This is a genomic window from Halomonas campaniensis, from assembly GCF_002211105.1.
Lineage (GTDB): Bacteria > Pseudomonadota > Gammaproteobacteria > Pseudomonadales > Halomonadaceae > Vreelandella > Vreelandella campaniensis_A.
On sequence record NZ_JPUA01000034.1, the window covers coordinates 238,240 to 252,954 of the forward strand.

Annotated in this window: 15 protein-coding genes; 5 read left to right on the forward strand and 10 right to left on the reverse strand. The window is 56.4% G+C overall.

What is annotated here, in order from left to right; all coding sequences use genetic code 11:
• Window positions 1-4 precede the first annotated feature (4 nt).
• Both JI62_RS13610 and JI62_RS13615 read right to left on the reverse strand, forming a co-directional pair.
• Entirely contained in the window at window positions 5-892 is an 888-nt protein-coding gene (locus tag JI62_RS13610) for an ion transporter (protein ID WP_088700672.1), read from the reverse strand.
• A 51-nt stretch (window positions 893-943) separates the two neighbouring features.
• Window positions 944-1,843, reverse strand: coding sequence for a CYTH domain-containing protein (locus tag JI62_RS13615; protein ID WP_088700673.1), 900 nt, complete (start codon window positions 1,841-1,843; stop codon window positions 944-946).
• A 137-nt stretch (window positions 1,844-1,980) separates the two neighbouring features.
• Between JI62_RS13615 and JI62_RS13620 the strand changes: the two genes are divergently transcribed.
• The 3 genes from JI62_RS13620 to argA all read left to right on the forward strand — a co-directional run bounded on the left by JI62_RS13620 (window position 1,981) and on the right by argA (window position 5,438).
• Window positions 1,981-2,661: a TIGR00153 family protein gene (locus tag JI62_RS13620; protein ID WP_088700674.1), complete on the forward strand. Its 681-nt coding sequence runs from the start codon at window positions 1,981-1,983 to the stop codon at window positions 2,659-2,661.
• Between the two features lie 10 nt (window positions 2,662-2,671).
• Window positions 2,672-3,937 carry an inorganic phosphate transporter gene (locus JI62_RS13625; RefSeq protein WP_088700675.1) on the forward strand — a complete coding sequence of 422 codons (1,266 nt, stop codon included), beginning with the start codon at window positions 2,672-2,674 and terminating at the stop codon, window positions 3,935-3,937.
• A 187-nt stretch (window positions 3,938-4,124) separates the two neighbouring features.
• Window positions 4,125-5,438 carry an amino-acid N-acetyltransferase gene (gene argA, locus JI62_RS13630; RefSeq protein WP_088700676.1) on the forward strand — a complete coding sequence of 438 codons (1,314 nt, stop codon included), beginning with the start codon at window positions 4,125-4,127 and terminating at the stop codon, window positions 5,436-5,438.
• 37 nt (window positions 5,439-5,475) lie between these two features.
• On the opposite strand, the gene JI62_RS13635 is transcribed toward argA, so the two are convergent.
• Window positions 5,476-6,042 (reverse strand): carboxymuconolactone decarboxylase family protein, encoded by a 567-nt coding sequence (locus tag JI62_RS13635; protein ID WP_088700677.1) that lies wholly within the window; start codon window positions 6,040-6,042, stop codon window positions 5,476-5,478.
• Between the two features lie 59 nt (window positions 6,043-6,101).
• A complete protein-coding gene (locus tag JI62_RS13640) occupies window positions 6,102-7,427 on the reverse strand; it encodes an aspartate aminotransferase family protein (RefSeq protein WP_088700678.1) in 1,326 nt (441 codons plus the stop codon).
• 140 nt (window positions 7,428-7,567) lie between these two features.
• Here JI62_RS13640 and JI62_RS13645 point away from each other — a divergent pair, with 140 nt between their 5' ends.
• Window positions 7,568-8,455, forward strand: coding sequence for a MurR/RpiR family transcriptional regulator (locus JI62_RS13645; RefSeq protein WP_088700679.1), 888 nt, complete (start codon window positions 7,568-7,570; stop codon window positions 8,453-8,455).
• Between the two features lie 43 nt (window positions 8,456-8,498).
• On the opposite strand, the gene JI62_RS13650 is transcribed toward JI62_RS13645, so the two are convergent.
• From JI62_RS13650 to JI62_RS13660, 3 genes are all read right to left on the reverse strand, one after another.
• Entirely contained in the window at window positions 8,499-9,758 is a 1,260-nt protein-coding gene (locus JI62_RS13650; RefSeq protein WP_088700680.1) for a type II toxin-antitoxin system HipA family toxin, read from the reverse strand.
• Window positions 9,745-9,999 carry a helix-turn-helix transcriptional regulator gene (locus JI62_RS13655; RefSeq protein WP_088700681.1) on the reverse strand — a complete coding sequence of 85 codons (255 nt, stop codon included), beginning with the start codon at window positions 9,997-9,999 and terminating at the stop codon, window positions 9,745-9,747. Before JI62_RS13655 ends, JI62_RS13650 begins: the two co-directional genes overlap by 14 nt.
• 229 nt (window positions 10,000-10,228) lie before the next feature.
• Window positions 10,229-11,083, reverse strand: a complete 855-nt coding sequence (locus tag JI62_RS13660; protein ID WP_088700682.1) for an SDR family oxidoreductase — start codon at window positions 11,081-11,083, stop codon at window positions 10,229-10,231.
• A 432-nt stretch (window positions 11,084-11,515) separates the two neighbouring features.
• Here JI62_RS13660 and JI62_RS22640 point away from each other — a divergent pair, with 432 nt between their 5' ends.
• Complete coding sequence (locus tag JI62_RS22640) at window positions 11,516-11,659, forward strand: hypothetical protein (protein WP_170938554.1); 144 nt, start codon at window positions 11,516-11,518, stop codon at window positions 11,657-11,659.
• A gap of 72 nt (window positions 11,660-11,731) precedes the next feature.
• On the opposite strand, the gene JI62_RS13670 is transcribed toward JI62_RS22640, so the two are convergent.
• From JI62_RS13670 to JI62_RS13680, 3 genes are read right to left on the reverse strand one after another with little or no spacing between them, the layout of a single operon-like run.
• Window positions 11,732-12,703, reverse strand: coding sequence for a hypothetical protein (locus JI62_RS13670; protein ID WP_088700684.1), 972 nt, complete (start codon window positions 12,701-12,703; stop codon window positions 11,732-11,734).
• A 44-nt stretch (window positions 12,704-12,747) separates the two neighbouring features.
• A complete protein-coding gene (xseA, locus tag JI62_RS13675) occupies window positions 12,748-14,091 on the reverse strand; it encodes an exodeoxyribonuclease VII large subunit (RefSeq protein ID WP_088700685.1) in 1,344 nt (447 codons plus the stop codon).
• Window positions 14,092-14,095: 4 nt separating this feature from the next.
• Window positions 14,096-14,686, reverse strand: coding sequence for a DsbA family oxidoreductase (locus tag JI62_RS13680; RefSeq protein WP_088700686.1), 591 nt, complete (start codon window positions 14,684-14,686; stop codon window positions 14,096-14,098).
• Between the last annotated feature and the right edge of the window lie 29 nt (window positions 14,687-14,715).

Consider the following 14,715-nt stretch of genomic DNA (forward strand, 5'->3'; position numbering starts at 1 on the left):
TGGTTTAGCTATCCTGGGGCGCGTTTTTGTCGTCGTCTTTTTTCCGCGGGTCTTCGCTGTCTTCGTCTAACCAAGTGCCGCAGCGCAGGCAGTAGCGGGCGCGTTTTTCATGACGTTCGTGACCGCAGCCGGGGCAGGCTTCTTCTGAGTAACGCTCTTCACGGATCGAGCGAATCACCTGAGCGGAGAATACCCCCGTAGGCACGGCAATGATTGAGTAGCCGAGCAGCATCAGAATCACGGTAATGGATTTGCCCAGCGAGGTAGCAGGCACAATGTCGCCGTAGCCGACGGTGGTCATGCTGACGATAGCCCAGTACATGGACATGGGAATACTGGTAAAGCCCGCCTCGGGAGACTCTATGGTGTACATCAAGGCTGCGAAAAGCGTGATGACCATCAAGATGGCGCTAAAGAATAGCAGAATCTGACGCAGACTCCGTTTGAGTGCATCCAGCAGCAGTCGCGCTTCGCCGACAAACTCCATCAGGCGCAGAATACGAAAAATACGCAGTACCCGCAGCAGACGAACAATCACCAGTCCGTGGGCACCGGGTACCAAAAGCACTAGCCATGTGGGCAGCACGGCAATCAGATCGACGATCCCGTAAAAGCTTCTTAAATAGAGCGTCGGCTTTTCCAGGCAGTAGATACGTAGCGCCAGTTCAATGGTGAAAAGCAGCGTAAACATCCATTCAAGGTAGAAAAACACTTCACCATAGCGTTCGTCATAACTCTCGATACTGTCCAACATTATGACCGTGACACTCATCAGAATGGCCACGATCAAGGCGATATCAAAGGCTTTTGCCCCCGGCGTGTCAGACTCAAAGATGATATGAAATAGGCGGGTGCGTAGGCCTTCTGCACCGGGTGTTAGGTGAAAATTCATCGCATCATCCTGAAGTGAGCCTCAATGCTGTGCTAAAAAGGGTGTTAAACGCTAGCGTAGCGCGGTTTGGTACGCCAAGCGATGGGCGAGTGCCAATGCCGCTTTACCGTAGGCAGCCTTGGGCTGGCCGTACGCATCGAGCGCCCCAGGAAGCGCCTGAGCATAAGCGCGTGCGGTGGCATCCAGTTCGGGATGCTCGGCGAGGGTGGCCAGCGCCTGCTGAGCATCGTTTAGAAAGCTGGCTTGTTGGTTGTCGTGGTAGGCGTCCAGCGCCAGCGTGGCACGGTGGAGCCACTCCGCCGGCGAGTGCGCTTCGGGGAGAGGCCAGTGTCGGGTGCTAAGGGCATTGCCACGGGATGCCTTGCTGCTGTCCGAAGGTCGCAGCGGCACTCGCTCAGCCAGCGTTAAGGCCAACGCCCACAGTGCTTCCGGCTCGCCGCCTTTTAATTCCAGCTCTGCTTCGCGAATGGGCGTGCGGTAGCCACCGCTAATAATCTCGCCCTCATCCAACACCAGCTCGATATGGCTCTCCTGGCCGTGCGCGCTCTCTTTTAGCTGCCAACTGTGCCGTGTGAAATCGGTGCTGAGCTGGGGTACGAGGGCATCTAACACACCGCTAAGCTCACCTTGAAAAGGAGGTAGCTCGGCAAGCGAGGAGAGATCCAACTGGGGGCCAGCCACCTGCCACTCCCACTCTTCGCGTTGCGAGAGCCCGCCGCCACCCTGTCCGGCGGTTTTTACCGTTTGCAGCACTTGGCCATCTACCTGGCGCAGGCGCAGCGCAATGCGTGCCTTGGCCAAATCGCCCTGGGGGGTATCAAAGTAGGTGTTGGTCAGCGCTTGCTTACGTACGGGATGAGAAGCGAGATGAGGGTGTTGAGCCAACGCCGCAGGCCCTGCGGGGGCAAGGGCCAGCTTAAGTTCCACTTCCATGGGGTTTGGGCTTTTCATGATGCTCGCCACCTCGTTATCGTGACATTTAGATGAATATTTGATTACATTTGTGAACTTTTCATGACGGCGGCGGGCGCACTCTTTATACTGGCGCCGCCATTTCCCGGCTCCCCGAAAATAGGCTAAAAGGCATTATGGTTACCTCCAATCCTTTTTCTTCGATGTTTGGCCGCTCGCCATTCCAGCCGCTATTGGCCCATATCGTCAAGGCGAATGAGTGCGCCGATCAGCTATTGCCGTTTTTTGAAGCGACCCTGGCTGATGACTGGGACAAAGCGGCTGAGCTGCGCGAAAACGTCACCCGTTTAGAGCATGACGCCGATACGCTGAAAACAGAGCTGCGGTTGAATCTACCCAACACCCTGTTTTTGCCAGTGTCGCGCTCTGACCTGCTCGACCTGATCAGCGTACAGGACAAAATCGCCAATAAGGTGCGTGACATTACCGGCATTATGCTGGGGCGTAAAATGCGCGTGCCGGATGAACTTGCCGAGCCGATGCGCAATTACATCCGCACCAGCGTTGCCTGTGTGGCCCAAGCGCGCCAAGCGCTGGAGGAGCTCAAGGATCTGCTTGAGTCCGGCTTTGGCAAAAACGTTTCTGACGTGATGCAGAAAATGATCCGTGAGCTGCACACCCTCGAACACCAAGCCGATGACCAACAGATCACCATTCGCCGTCAGCTGTTTTCGCTTGAAAGCCAGCTACCACCAGTGGATGTGATCTTTCTTTACAAGATCATTGAATGGGTTGGCGAACTATCCGACCGCGCCGAGCGCGTGGGTAGCCGTCTGCAGATCCTGACTGCCCGCTAAGGGGACTTTCATGCTGATTATTGCCCAGCACGGTGAAATCTTTATCATCCTGGCCTGTTTGTTTGGCTTTTTCATGGCCTGGGGCGTTGGCGCCAACGACGTCGCCAATGCCATGGGAACCTCGGTAGGGTCGAAAGCGATCACTATCAAGCAGGCCATCCTGATTGCGGTCATTTTTGAATTCCTGGGTGCCTGGCTAGCCGGTGGCGAAGTTACCAATACGATTCGTAAAGGTATCATCGACCCCGAGCTGCTACAGGGTGACCCGCAATTGCTGGTCTACGGCATGCTGGCAGCACTGCTGGCGGCGGGAACATGGTTGCTAGTGGCTTCCATGAAAGGCTGGCCGGTTTCCACGACGCACTCAATTGTCGGTGCGATCGTAGGCTTTGCGGTGGCAGGGCTAGGCCCTGCCACCGTGGACTGGGGCGCGGTAGGCAAGATTGCCGCCAGTTGGGTGGTCTCCCCCTTGTTAGCAGGCACCATCGGTTTCGTGCTGTTTAAATCGGTACACCACCTGATTTTCGAGGACGCCAACCCATTCTCGGCCGCCAAACGCTACGTACCCGGCTATGTGTTTCTGGTAGGTTTCATCGTTTCGATGGTCACGCTGACCAAAGGGTTATCCCATGTTGGGCTGGATCTAACCTTCAATCAAAGCCTACTGCTATCGATCCTGCTGGGCCTGGTGATCATGTTTGTTGGCCTGATCATGCAGCGGCGTATCAAGTTCGAGCACAATACCAATGACCACTTCGGCTATGCCAACGTAGAGCGCGTGTTCGGCGTGCTGATGATCTTCACCGCTTGCGCCATGGCCTTTGCCCACGGCTCCAACGATGTGGCGAATGCGGTTGGCCCGCTGGCGGCAGTCATCAGCGTGGTGCAAACCGGTGGTGAAATTGGCGGCTCTGCACTGGTGCCTTGGTGGGTGCTGGTACTTGGCGGCGGCGGCATCGTGGTGGGTCTGGTCACCTACGGTCATAAGGTCATCGCTACCGTGGGCACCGGGATTACGGAGCTGACCCCCAGCCGTGGCTTTGCCGCTACCCTGGCGGCCGCTACTACGGTGGTGCTGGCCTCGGGCACTGGCCTGCCGATTTCGACGACCCACACACTGGTAGGGGCCATTTTAGGCGTCGGCCTTGCGCGCGGTATGACAGCTCTCAACCTGCGGGTTATCGGCACTATTGCAGCGTCGTGGCTGATTACGCTGCCCGCAGGGGCAGGTCTCGCGATTCTGTTCTTCTTTATGTTCAAGGGCATGTTTGGCTAAAAACAGGCTCAAATGCGCTTAGCAGTAGCAAAGCCATACCATCACAGCGGCATCTTCATGTTTATCTGCATTAGATCGAGCAGATTTGCATTAGAAGGTGCCGCTGTTTTTTGTGCTCTGGTAAAGTAACCCGGTTGGATGTCATAAACGCTTGGTTTTTCTTTCACCTGCTGCCGGAGAGCGGCCCTTGGATACGCGCTTCCCCTTTGTTGATTGGTTCCGTAACGCTTCCCCCTACATCAATGCCCACCGGGGGCGAACCTTTGTCATCTTAATTGAAGGCGAAGCCATGGCGTCTGGCCGAGGGGAGCAGCTGATTCAGGATTTGGCGCTGCTGCATACCCTGGGTGTTCGCCTGGTTGTCGTGTTCGGTATTCGCCCCCAGGTGCATGAAGCGCTAACGGTCGCAGGCGTAGAGCCCACGCGTATCGATGGCCGCTGGGTCGCCGACCGTGCGGTAATGGCCCATGTGGAGCAGGTCGCCGCCCATCAGCGGCTATGGTTGGAAGCGCGGCTTTCGCTGGGCTTGCCCAGCACGCCGCTGCACGGCGTAGAGCTCAGCGTCATCTCCGGCAATCTTGTCACCGCCAAACCCCTTGGCGTGCGCGAAGGGGTGGATTTCGACCACAGCGGTGAAGTGCGCCGGGTGCGCGCCAGCGCCATTGAAGGCCTGCTGGAAAAAGGCTCGCTGGTGCTACTGCCGCCGCTGGGATTCTCCAGCACCGGCGAGGTGTTCGATCTGGATGCCTCTGAAGTCGCCCAGCACGCCGCCGTGGCACTAAAGGCCGACAAGCTGATTCTGCTCGGTGAGTCAGAAGGTTTGGAGGATGAGCAGGGCGCGCTGTTGCGCCAGCTTTCGCCAGCGGAAGCCGAGCCGCGTTTAAGCGCCGCAGTGCCAGGCAGCGAGCTCGCCCGCCATTTGCAGGCCGCCTGCACCGCCGCACGGGAAGGCGTGGCGCGCACGCACCTGCTCTCCTGGCACAACCACGATGCTCTGCTGGGTGAGTTGTTCACCCGGGACGGCGTGGGCACCATGATTACCCAGCACCGTTACGAACAGCTGCGTCCGGCCACGCTCAATGATGTGGCGGGCCTGCTGGAGTTGCTGGAACCGCTAGAGCGCCGAGGTATGCTGGTGGCGCGTTCAAGAGAACGCCTGGAGCACGAAATCGATGACTACATGGTGATCGAGCGCGACGGTATGGTGATTGGCTGCGCGGCGCTGCATGTATTTACGGATACCACCATTGCCGAACTCGCCTGTGTGGCGGTTCACGATAGCTACCGCGGCGGCGAGCGGGGCGAGCGCCTGGTGGAGGCCATGGAGCGCCGCGCCCGCCAGCGCGGCTTAACTGAAATATTTGTGCTGACGACTCACACCGCCCACTGGTTTGTGGAGCACGGCTTCCGCGCCGCCAGCCTGGAAGACCTACCTACGCTAAGGCGTGAAACCTATAACCACGCCCGCAAATCGAAGGTGCTGGTTAAGCAATTGGCGTAATGCGCTTTTAAAAGGGGGAGCCGGTAGCACAGCTGTTTTATGAGCTGGAACCCGGCGCTATTGAAAATAGCGCTGGCTGTTTTTGCGCCTGTTGCTGAATAGCGTCGTCAATCGGTGTGTCGTAGGTTTTGAGCAGATAGCCCAATACCGAATAAAAACCCACCATGGCGATCAGGTCGATCACTGCCTTGCGCCCGATCGCCTCAGCAAGTTCTGCTTCCTGCTCCTGGGCCAGCATGCGTTCATCGAACAGCGCATCCACGGCGTTGACGATAAGACCGTCAACGCCTTCGGGAGTACCGCGAATAGCAGTGATCCGCTGTTCGGAGAATCCCTGCGCGAGTGCACGACTAACATGATGGGCCCATTCGTAGGCTGAGCCCATACGTAAACCCGCGCGTAAAATCACCACTTCGGTCAGTTCCGGGCCTAACGCATTCTCCTTAACCACGTGTTGGCGCAAGGGTGCCCACGCCTCAAGCAAGGCCGGGTGATGGGCCATGGTGCGATAAACGTTGAGTGCGCCCGCAAAGCCCTCGCGTAAATCAGCGATCTCCTCAGGCCAGTCGGCGTCGGAAACAGGCGGGCAGGGAGAAGAGGGCATGGGTGGTCTCCTTTCAGTCGTCATTCAGATCTTAGTTTAGATAGCTGTTGAGTGAGTTATCACTCGGCGATGGCAGCGTCTATGGCGTCGGCAATACGCTCAATGATCAGGTCTACTTCGCTAGGCGCAATGATATAGGGCGGTGCCAGCAAGATATGGTCACCGTTAATGCCATCAATGGTGCCGCCCATCGGGTAGCTGATCAGGCCACGCGCCATGGCCTGCCGCTTGATCTTGGCGTATATCTTTCTAGTCGGATCGAAAGGCGTTTTGCTTTCCCTATCCGCCACCAGCTCGATACCGCGAAACAAGCCCCTGCCGCGAATATCGCCCACATGAGGCGATTCGCCGAGCGCCGCTTCAAGGCCGCTCTGCAATCTCATGCCCATGGCATTGACGTTAGCCAGCGTCTCCGGCCGTGCGATGATCTCAACCACTTTGTTAGCGGCAGCGGCGGCCACAGGGTGACCAAGATAGGTATGGCCATGCTGAAACAGACCAGACCCATTGGCGAAACTGGCGTAGATGTTGGCCGATAGCATCACCGCGCCAATAGGCTGATAGCCGCCGCCCAAACCTTTGGCGATCGTAACGATATCCGGTGTTACTCCATCTTGTTCGCAGGCGAAGACGGTGCCGGTTCTTCCCATGCCGCACATCACTTCGTCGAGAATCAGCAGTACGCCGTACTTATCGCAAATGGCACGCACGCGCTTGAAGTAATCCGCCTCAGAGGCAACCGCCCCTAAGGTGGCGCCGACGACGGGTTCGGCAACGAAGGCCATGACCTCTTCAGGGCCAAGTTCCAGAATCTTTGCCTCAAGCTCCTCGGCAAGCCGTGCAGTATAGGCCTCGGGCGTCTCGTCGGTGGCCTTGTCACGATACGCATAGCAGGGCGATACATGGTGGGTTTCTGGCAAAATGGGCTGAAACTGCTGGCGCCGCATAGCATTGCCACCGGTTGCCAACGCGCCAATGGTATTACCATGGTAGCTCTGGCGTCTGGCAATGATATGTCGCCGCTGGGGCTGATGAATCTCGACAAAGTACTGCCGGGCCATTTTCAGCGCCGCTTCAACGGCTTCTGAACCGCCCGACACCAAGTAGACGTAATCCAGCCCTGAGGGGGCTAAATCCACGAGCTTTTCAGCAAGCGCTTCGGCGGCATCGGTAGTGAAAAATGAAGTGTGGGCGTAACAGAGGCTATCGATCTGCGCACGCATGGCGGCCAGCACTTCCGGGTGGGCGTGCCCGACGCTGGTGACCGCAGCGCCTCCCGACCCATCCAGGTAGCGACGCCCCGTGGTATCGGTGATATATACACCCTGTGCCGACGCAGCATGAGGCAGTTTCCCGCCGATACTGCGGTGAAGAATACGCGTCATAGCCTCTTTTCCTCATTATCAAACGGTGAGCCCTTCATATGACAGTGAGATTGGCACACTCATAAAGATATTTGCAACAAGTAAATCATTTAAATATAGTGTGAAACACATGGATCATTATTTCTAAAAGAGCCCCCACAATGCAGCCGAGCAATTCGCTAAGAGAGCAGATTATTGCCCAGTACGATGCCATGTCTGCGCAGCTGCAACAGGCCGCTCGCTACGTGCTTGAGCATCCGGAGGAAGTGGCGCTGGTGTCCATGCGCGAGGTGGCGCGCCTGGCGGGTGTGCAGCCCGCCACGATGACACGGCTTGCCAAGTACTTGGGGTTACCAGGCTACGACGAACTTCGGGCGCAGCATGCGGCGGCGTTACGTCAGGGGGGCGATGGCTTTGCCGCCAAGGTTCGCCAGCGGGTAGATGAAGGCAGTGAAAGGGGAGCCAGCGATACCGCCTCGCATATGCTTCAGGGGCTAAGTGCCCAACTTGCCAAGCTCTGTGAGCCCGATTCGCTGCGGCGGCTGGAAGCGACAGCCGATAGGCTGAGGTCAGCGAGAAAGGTATACGTGCTGGGTTTACGTTCCAGCCATGCCGTTGCCTGGCACTTCCATTACGTGATGACCCTACTGGGCGAGCGTTCGGTTCACCTGGATGGGCCTGGAGGAACCGGCGGAGACGCGTTAATTCGCGCTACTCCTGAGGATGTCATGCTCGTTATCTCCATCAAACCATATGCCACAGGGACGATGGAACTGGCCCAGCTGGCAAAAGAGCAGGGAGTGGGGATTGTTTCGATCACCGATAGCGAGGTGTCGCCGCTGGTAGCGCTGTCAGAGCAGGCTGTTTTTTGCCCCACGGAAAGCGATAGCTTTTTCCATACGCTAACCCCGGCATTAGCGGTCTCAGAAGTGCTGTGCAGCTTATTAGCGGAATTCGACCGGCCTAAGACGCTAGAGGCTTTGCAGCAAGCGGATGAACACCTCTTGCAGCTCAATACCTATTCGGAGGCTATCCCCAGGCGGCAGTGAGACGCGAGGCCAGTCAGTCATATTGATCTGGATAGAACATTACTTAAGCCGACCAGCGTTTTGTCATTTTTTGGCAGTTTTGTTTAATGCGCCGAGACAGGCGCTCTAACAATACATGCTCTGTACCTGGCGTTGCGACCTCCTGCAGGGCCTCTATCACAGCGGGTAAAACGCTGAGTATCTCATCGGCGAGACGTGCGCCTAAACTCATGAAGTAAGCAGGTTTAAATCCCAACGCCTGGGCGAGAGAAGCAAGGTGTGAGCGTTCGATACTGCCGGGCTGATCAATGCCTGACACTCGAAATGCAAAGCGGTTCGAGAGACCGCTATAGAGCGTCGTGCACATGAGATCGTAAAACGGGGCTAGTTGAACGCTCTGCGGCGTTTGCAATATAGAGAGGTTTTTGGCGTGGCTGTCATTGTTACCAATAAACAGGTTGAAAAAAAACCACTGAGAAAAACGTAGCAGGTCTTTTGCGGGTACGCCCGCCGCCTGAAGTAACTGCCGACACTCAATGAGACCAGGCCCTCCGTCGCTTTCGTATTTGAGGGTGGAAGGTGTCCCTGCTAATTGGCAAATATCTAGCTGGTGATAACGCTGTAAGTTGCCGTGCTCATCGTAAAAACGGTCATAGCGCTTAACTAAACAGGCGCGTGTTTGAGGCTGGAAGGTCGTTTCAGCTACTCCTAGCGCTAATGCGGCGGCTAGTTGCATACAGAGCGTTTCATTTAGCGCAGAACACCAAACGCCTTTCAAACCCCGGATATCCGGTTTCAAAATATGGCTTGAAGGCGCGGCCCCTTCAGGCAGCGCCGGGCTGCCATCATCGAGTACCATTAGTAGCAGTTTATTTTGAGCGCCCGCTAATGAAATTCGCGCTTGGGGAGCAAGCTGCCCGGTTAATTCACCCTGGGTTTCATTATGCAGAAAGTCGTTTATAGCTTCCCAGTTCGTCTTGCGATAGCTGGCTGGTCGAGGCGTTTCACCTTGCGGGAGTAGGGCGTAGCCACTCGCCGTATCACCGCCAATCGACTTTAAAAGACCAAAAACAGTGGTGGTGTGGTGGCGTAGCTCAATATAGCGACGTAGTTCGCCCTCAGGCAGTAGGTTTTCGAAGTATGCCAGCACACTATCGCCGCTATGCCGTTGTTGAGTCAGCGGTAGCTGGGGCGAAAGGCTATTCGCTTGATTATTGGCTAGCCACTCCTGGGTATAGTCAAATCGCAATGGCTGAGTGTTATACAAACGCCCGACATGCAGTTCCCCCCAGAACAGGTCAAGCGCTTCGCTATGGGCGGCCATGGTGATTCCCTTTGCGCTGTATAACCACTTCCAATCCCATTAGATCCAACACATCGAGTACTTTTTGTAGCTGCAGGGTTGGCTTGCCGCGCTCAAGATCGACGATAAAGCGGTTGCCTGTACCCGCAAGCCCGGCAATATCACTTTGCAGCAGTGATTGATCACGCCGGGTTTGTTGAACTAGCTTGCCCAGCTCTTCACTGCTGCGAATACGTTTTGCACTCTCTATTTGGGAGGTCATAGCGACTGTCCGATAAAATTACCGTACGGTAATGATAGACCAAATTAGTGATCAAAGCGCTATGATTATTCCCGATCGGTAATTTTCAGTGATTGGAGAGGCTTTCTGGAAGGAAATATTCCCGAGCGGGAATATTGTAGTAGTGCAGTGCTTTTATGCACCGTGTTCTAACAAAAGGGTGGCTTAAAGCCACCCTGGAAATGCGCGCTATATCTTATATAAGAAACGCTTAAGTATTTAAGATAACGCCACCATTCAAGTGCATGGTCTGGCCACTCATGTAGGAGGACTCCTCGCTGGCCAAGTAAACATACGCAGGCCCCATTTCGCTAGGCTGCCCGGCGCGCTTCATGGGTACCTGGCCACCGAATGAAGCCACTTTCTCATCCTCAAAGCTTGCCGGAATCAGCGGCGTCCATACCGGCCCCGGCGCTACGGCGTTCACGCGGATACCGCGATCCATCAGTGACATCGCCAGCGAGCGCACCAGCCCCTGAATGGCGCCCTTGGTGGCGGTGTAATCGATCAGCGTATCGTTGCCCTTAAAGGCATTGATTGATGAGGTGGCAATAATGGTGTCGCCTTCACTGAGATGCGGCAGGGCTGATTTGGTGAGATAGAAGTGGCTGAAGATATTGGTCTGGAAGGTGCGCAGCAGCTGATCATCGGGGATCTCAGTAATGTCGTCCCAATCGTACTGCTCTGCGGCGTTATTGATGACGATATTGATCTTGCCGAAGTGGTCGAGGGTGCGCTTGACGATCTCACGGCAAAACGCTGGCGCTGCCACATCGCCTTTCAAAACCAAGCAGCGACGACCTTCGGCTTCCACCAGCCGCTTGGTCTCTTCCGCATCTTTGGTTTCTTTAAGGTGCACGATAACGCTATCGGCACCTTCGCGGGCATAGTGAACGGCGACTGAACGCCCTATACCGCTGTCGCCGCCGGTAATAATCGCGACTTTGTCCAGTAACTTATCGGCGCCCCGGTAGCTTTCACGGATGTATTCGGGTTCTGGGCGCATGGCGTATTCATCGCCAGGCTGTTTATCCTGATGCTGGGGAGGTTGGTGTTGATCACTCATGTGCGGTCACTCCATTGTTGGCACAATTTGGTTTGCACATACGGTTAGTCATCGTAAAACATCACGGATTAACCGCTGCTCTGGCCCTCGTATCCTCGAGTGCCTTCACGCTGTTAACGTAGACCAGGGTAGTAATAACGGCAAACTGGGGACAAACGCATAGCGATAAAAAGGTTGGTCACCCATAGGCCTGATAGCGATAGGTTATTAATGCTATCAAGTTTGCTCATATACTTGGTGTGACGTCTTTTTTAATTTTAAGTTTTTGTTTTAATTATTTTTTAATTGATGGTGGGACGGGCAGTGTTGTCGGTTCAGCACGCAGGGGAATTGCAACTTGAAGAGTAAACACTACAGTTAAGTCAGCCAGGATAGGAGGCAGCACAAATGCCTCCCACCCTTTCGCTCACCCATAATGGTAAGGAAGAAGCGATGACTCAAGTTCCCGAGAACGATAAGAAGGCCCCTAAAGAGAAGGATGACCATCACGATGAGGCCAATCCGATGCCGGATACCCATCATGTAAACCCGGAGTCCGATGACGATAAAAAGTCAGGTAGAGATTCCAAGAAGTAAGCTATGCAACATTGTTTAAGCCAACGCTAAACAACAAAGGCGCTACTTCCGGTAGCGCCTTTTCTATTAGCGCTAAACCTCTATGTTGATAGAGGTCGTAGATACGGAAACGTCACCTAGCGAGGTAGGCAGCAACTGCCCCAGTGAGGAGTAGAGGGCCTCTGAAGTGGATGCTGCAACCGCTCGATCCGTCTTTTCCATCGCTTCTTCAGCTTTCTTTAGCTCGCGGCGGGCTTCCTTGTCTTCTTCATTCAGCCGAATCTTGAGTTCGTTAACCGCTTCGCGCAACGCTTTCTGCGCGTCAGTCAGTACGCCGCGGAGTGCGTGTTCACTAGCGCTGGGGCCATTGGATTTTGAGCGGTTGTCTTCATTCTGAATGAGAGTGGGTAGGCTAGGTAATACGCCGAGCTCGGTGGATTCATCACGGTCAGACTCGCCCGCTGCTTTTTCGGCCTCTTGTTCAGCAGCCTTTTCAGCATCGTCTTCGGCTGTTTCCGCATTCGCTTCGGCTTGCTGCGCGTCACTGGAAACCGTTGCCTGGGTGCTTTCATTGCCACCCGTCTGAGCCCCGGCGGATTCGGCTCCGCTGGTTTGAGTCACGGCCGGTTGAGCTGCTGTCGTGGGAACTGCTGGCGTTGCAACCACGGACGGGATAGCGGTCATGCCTGCACCACCGCCACCTTGATTGTTCAACAGCTTAGCCGCACCGGCAAGCTCGCGGGCGATGCTCTTGAGCTCCTTGGCCATGTTTTTAAGCTGTTCAGGAGAGGCGAAGGCCATCATGGCTTTCAGCATTTCAATCCGCTGGCGCAGGAAGCCCACTTTATTGGTGGCCTGCTGCTGGGCGGCTTCCTTTGGCGTGGGTAGTGACGCTAATTTCTCCAGCGCTTCCTGCTGCTTTTTAAGACGCTTGGTGAACGGGTCTTCTTCCGCAGGCGTGGCGGCAGGCTCTCTCTTCTGCGGTTCAGCGCGGGTAGAGGCTAAAAACTGCGGCTTATCCTGGCGATGATTAATTAGTGTAAATGACGAAAATCCAATCTTCATGGCGGTATCCTCTCCTCATTGTTAGAAGATATCGGCCATTTAACTTAGGTCTTTAGACGCCGCTTAACTTCCACGCTTAGCCTGCCTTCGCCAAGCTTCAGTTTCAGCTTCTGGCCGGGCTGGGTATCTTCCGCGCGGCGAATGACCTGGCCCTGCTCATCCTGGGCAATCGCATAGCCCCGCCCCAGTACCGCCAGCGGGCTGACCGCGTTTAACTCCCGCGCCGCGGCTTTCAAACGTGCCTGTCGGCTCTCCAGCTGGCGCTGCATCGCACTCCCCAAACGGCGCTGTAACTGGCTCACACGTTCGCTTTCCGCGCGATGCAACCGCGCCATATCCTGGCTGGCCAAGCGCCTGCTCAACTGCGTCACCTGGGCTTTTTGTTGGCTAAGCGTTTGCTGCATGGCACGATTCAAGCGCTGATTGAGGGCGGTTAAGTGCTGGCGCTGACGGTTGAGCTGCTCGCCGGGGTGGCGCAGCTTGGCGTGCAGGGTATCCAGCCGCTGGCTGTCGCGCTCCAGGCGCGCCTGCATGGCCCGCTGCAAGCGGCTGTGTTGATGCTCCAACTGGCGCTTAAGGGTGTTTTGATCCGGCACCAGGCGCTCGGCGGCGGCCGAAGGCGTAGGCGCTCGCATATCCGCGGCGAAATCCGCCAGGGTGACGTCCACCTCGTGGCCCACCGCCGACATCACCGGCAGCCGGGAGTGAAAAATCGCCCGCGCCAGATGCTCGTTATTAAACGCCCAGAGGTCTTCCAGGCTACCGCCACCGCGAGTGATCAGAATCACGTCCCGCTCTGGATCTAGTCGCGCCTGACGGTTAAGCAGCGCCAGCGCCGATATCATCGCAGGTGCCGCCTCGGCGCCTTGCACGGGCACCGGTATCAGTGTCACGTCCGCCAGCGGCCAGCGCGCTTCCAGCACCGCCAGCACATCGCGAATCGCCGCCCCGGTGGCAGAACTCAAAATCAGCAGCTTGCGGGGCGGGAAGGGCAGCGGCCGGGCGTTGGCAAACACGCCTTCGCCTTCCAACTGCGCTTTTAAGCGTTCAAACGCCGCCAACAGCTCGCCCAGGCCTGCCGCCTGAACGGCGTCAGCAATTAGCTGGTAATCGCCCCGCGGCTCGAACAGCGACACCCGCCCACGCAGCTTGACCTGATCGCCGTCGCGCATGGGGGCCGAAACAAACCGCGCCCGCTGACGAAACAGCGCACAGCGAATCTGCGCCCGGTCATCCTTCAGGGTGAAATAGACATGCCCCGACGCCGGGCGGGAAACGTTAGAGAGCTCGCCCTCCACCCACACCTCGCCCACATCGCGCTCAAGGGTTTGCTTGGCGCGCTGGTTGAGCTGGCTGACGGAGAGTGCCTGGGGAGTAGGGGAGGCCATAGGGTTAAGCCCGCTCTAATAGAAAACGTTTGAGAGCAGCGGGATCAGGCACGCCCTGAATCACTTCGCCATCGATGACCAAGGTCGGCACTGACTGAATAAGCGCCTCTTCCACTGCGTGGCGCTGAGCCGTTTGGTGCTGCTCCCGGTAGGTGCCCTGGGCCAGAGCATCAAGCACAGCCTGGCGCTCCAAACCCACCGACTCGGCAATATCCGCCAGCACTTCTGGGTCGCCGATATCGCGCTCCTGCTGGAAAAACGCTTTTAAAGCCGCCATGGAGTAGGGGTGGCCCAGGCCCTGCTCTTCGGCCATGGCAAACACTTCAAAGGCTTTGTCGGTGCGTGGCTGGGGCGAGATATTGGGCAGCGTAATGGGCACGCCGAGCTTTTTGGCCATGGGATAAACCGAATCCTGCCATATTTTAGGCAAGTAAGGGTCTTCCACCTTCAGCGTGGGCACCGGGGCTGGGCGCAGCTCGAAAGGCCGCCAGCGGATTTCCACATCCATACCCTCGGTTGCCTGAACAATGGCCTCTTCGGCTAGCAGGCAGAAGGGGCAAACGTAATCGGTGTAGACAATAATCTGTTGAGACAAAAGGCCCCCTTTACATAAAAAAATAACCC

Coding starts and splice junctions, on each gene's coding strand:
- JI62_RS13610 (WP_088700672.1), bottom strand. CDS start 892: ATGAATTTTCACCTAACACCCGGTGCAGAAGGCCTACGCACCCGCCTA.
- JI62_RS13615 (WP_088700673.1), bottom strand. CDS start 1,843: ATGAAAAGCCCAAACCCCATGGAAGTGGAACTTAAGCTGGCCCTTGCC.
- JI62_RS13620 (WP_088700674.1), top strand. CDS start 1,981: ATGGTTACCTCCAATCCTTTTTCTTCGATGTTTGGCCGCTCGCCATTC.
- JI62_RS13625 (WP_088700675.1), top strand. CDS start 2,672: ATGCTGATTATTGCCCAGCACGGTGAAATCTTTATCATCCTGGCCTGT.
- JI62_RS13635 (WP_088700677.1), bottom strand. CDS start 6,042: ATGCCCTCTTCTCCCTGCCCGCCTGTTTCCGACGCCGACTGGCCTGAG.
- JI62_RS13640 (WP_088700678.1), bottom strand. CDS start 7,427: ATGACGCGTATTCTTCACCGCAGTATCGGCGGGAAACTGCCTCATGCT.
- JI62_RS13645 (WP_088700679.1), top strand. CDS start 7,568: ATGCAGCCGAGCAATTCGCTAAGAGAGCAGATTATTGCCCAGTACGAT.
- JI62_RS13650 (WP_088700680.1), bottom strand. CDS start 9,758: ATGGCCGCCCATAGCGAAGCGCTTGACCTGTTCTGGGGGGAACTGCAT.
- JI62_RS13655 (WP_088700681.1), bottom strand. CDS start 9,999: ATGACCTCCCAAATAGAGAGTGCAAAACGTATTCGCAGCAGTGAAGAG.
- JI62_RS13660 (WP_088700682.1), bottom strand. CDS start 11,083: ATGAGTGATCAACACCAACCTCCCCAGCATCAGGATAAACAGCCTGGC.
- JI62_RS22640 (WP_170938554.1), top strand. CDS start 11,516: ATGACTCAAGTTCCCGAGAACGATAAGAAGGCCCCTAAAGAGAAGGAT.
- JI62_RS13670 (WP_088700684.1), bottom strand. CDS start 12,703: ATGAAGATTGGATTTTCGTCATTTACACTAATTAATCATCGCCAGGAT.
- xseA (WP_088700685.1), bottom strand. CDS start 14,091: ATGGCCTCCCCTACTCCCCAGGCACTCTCCGTCAGCCAGCTCAACCAG.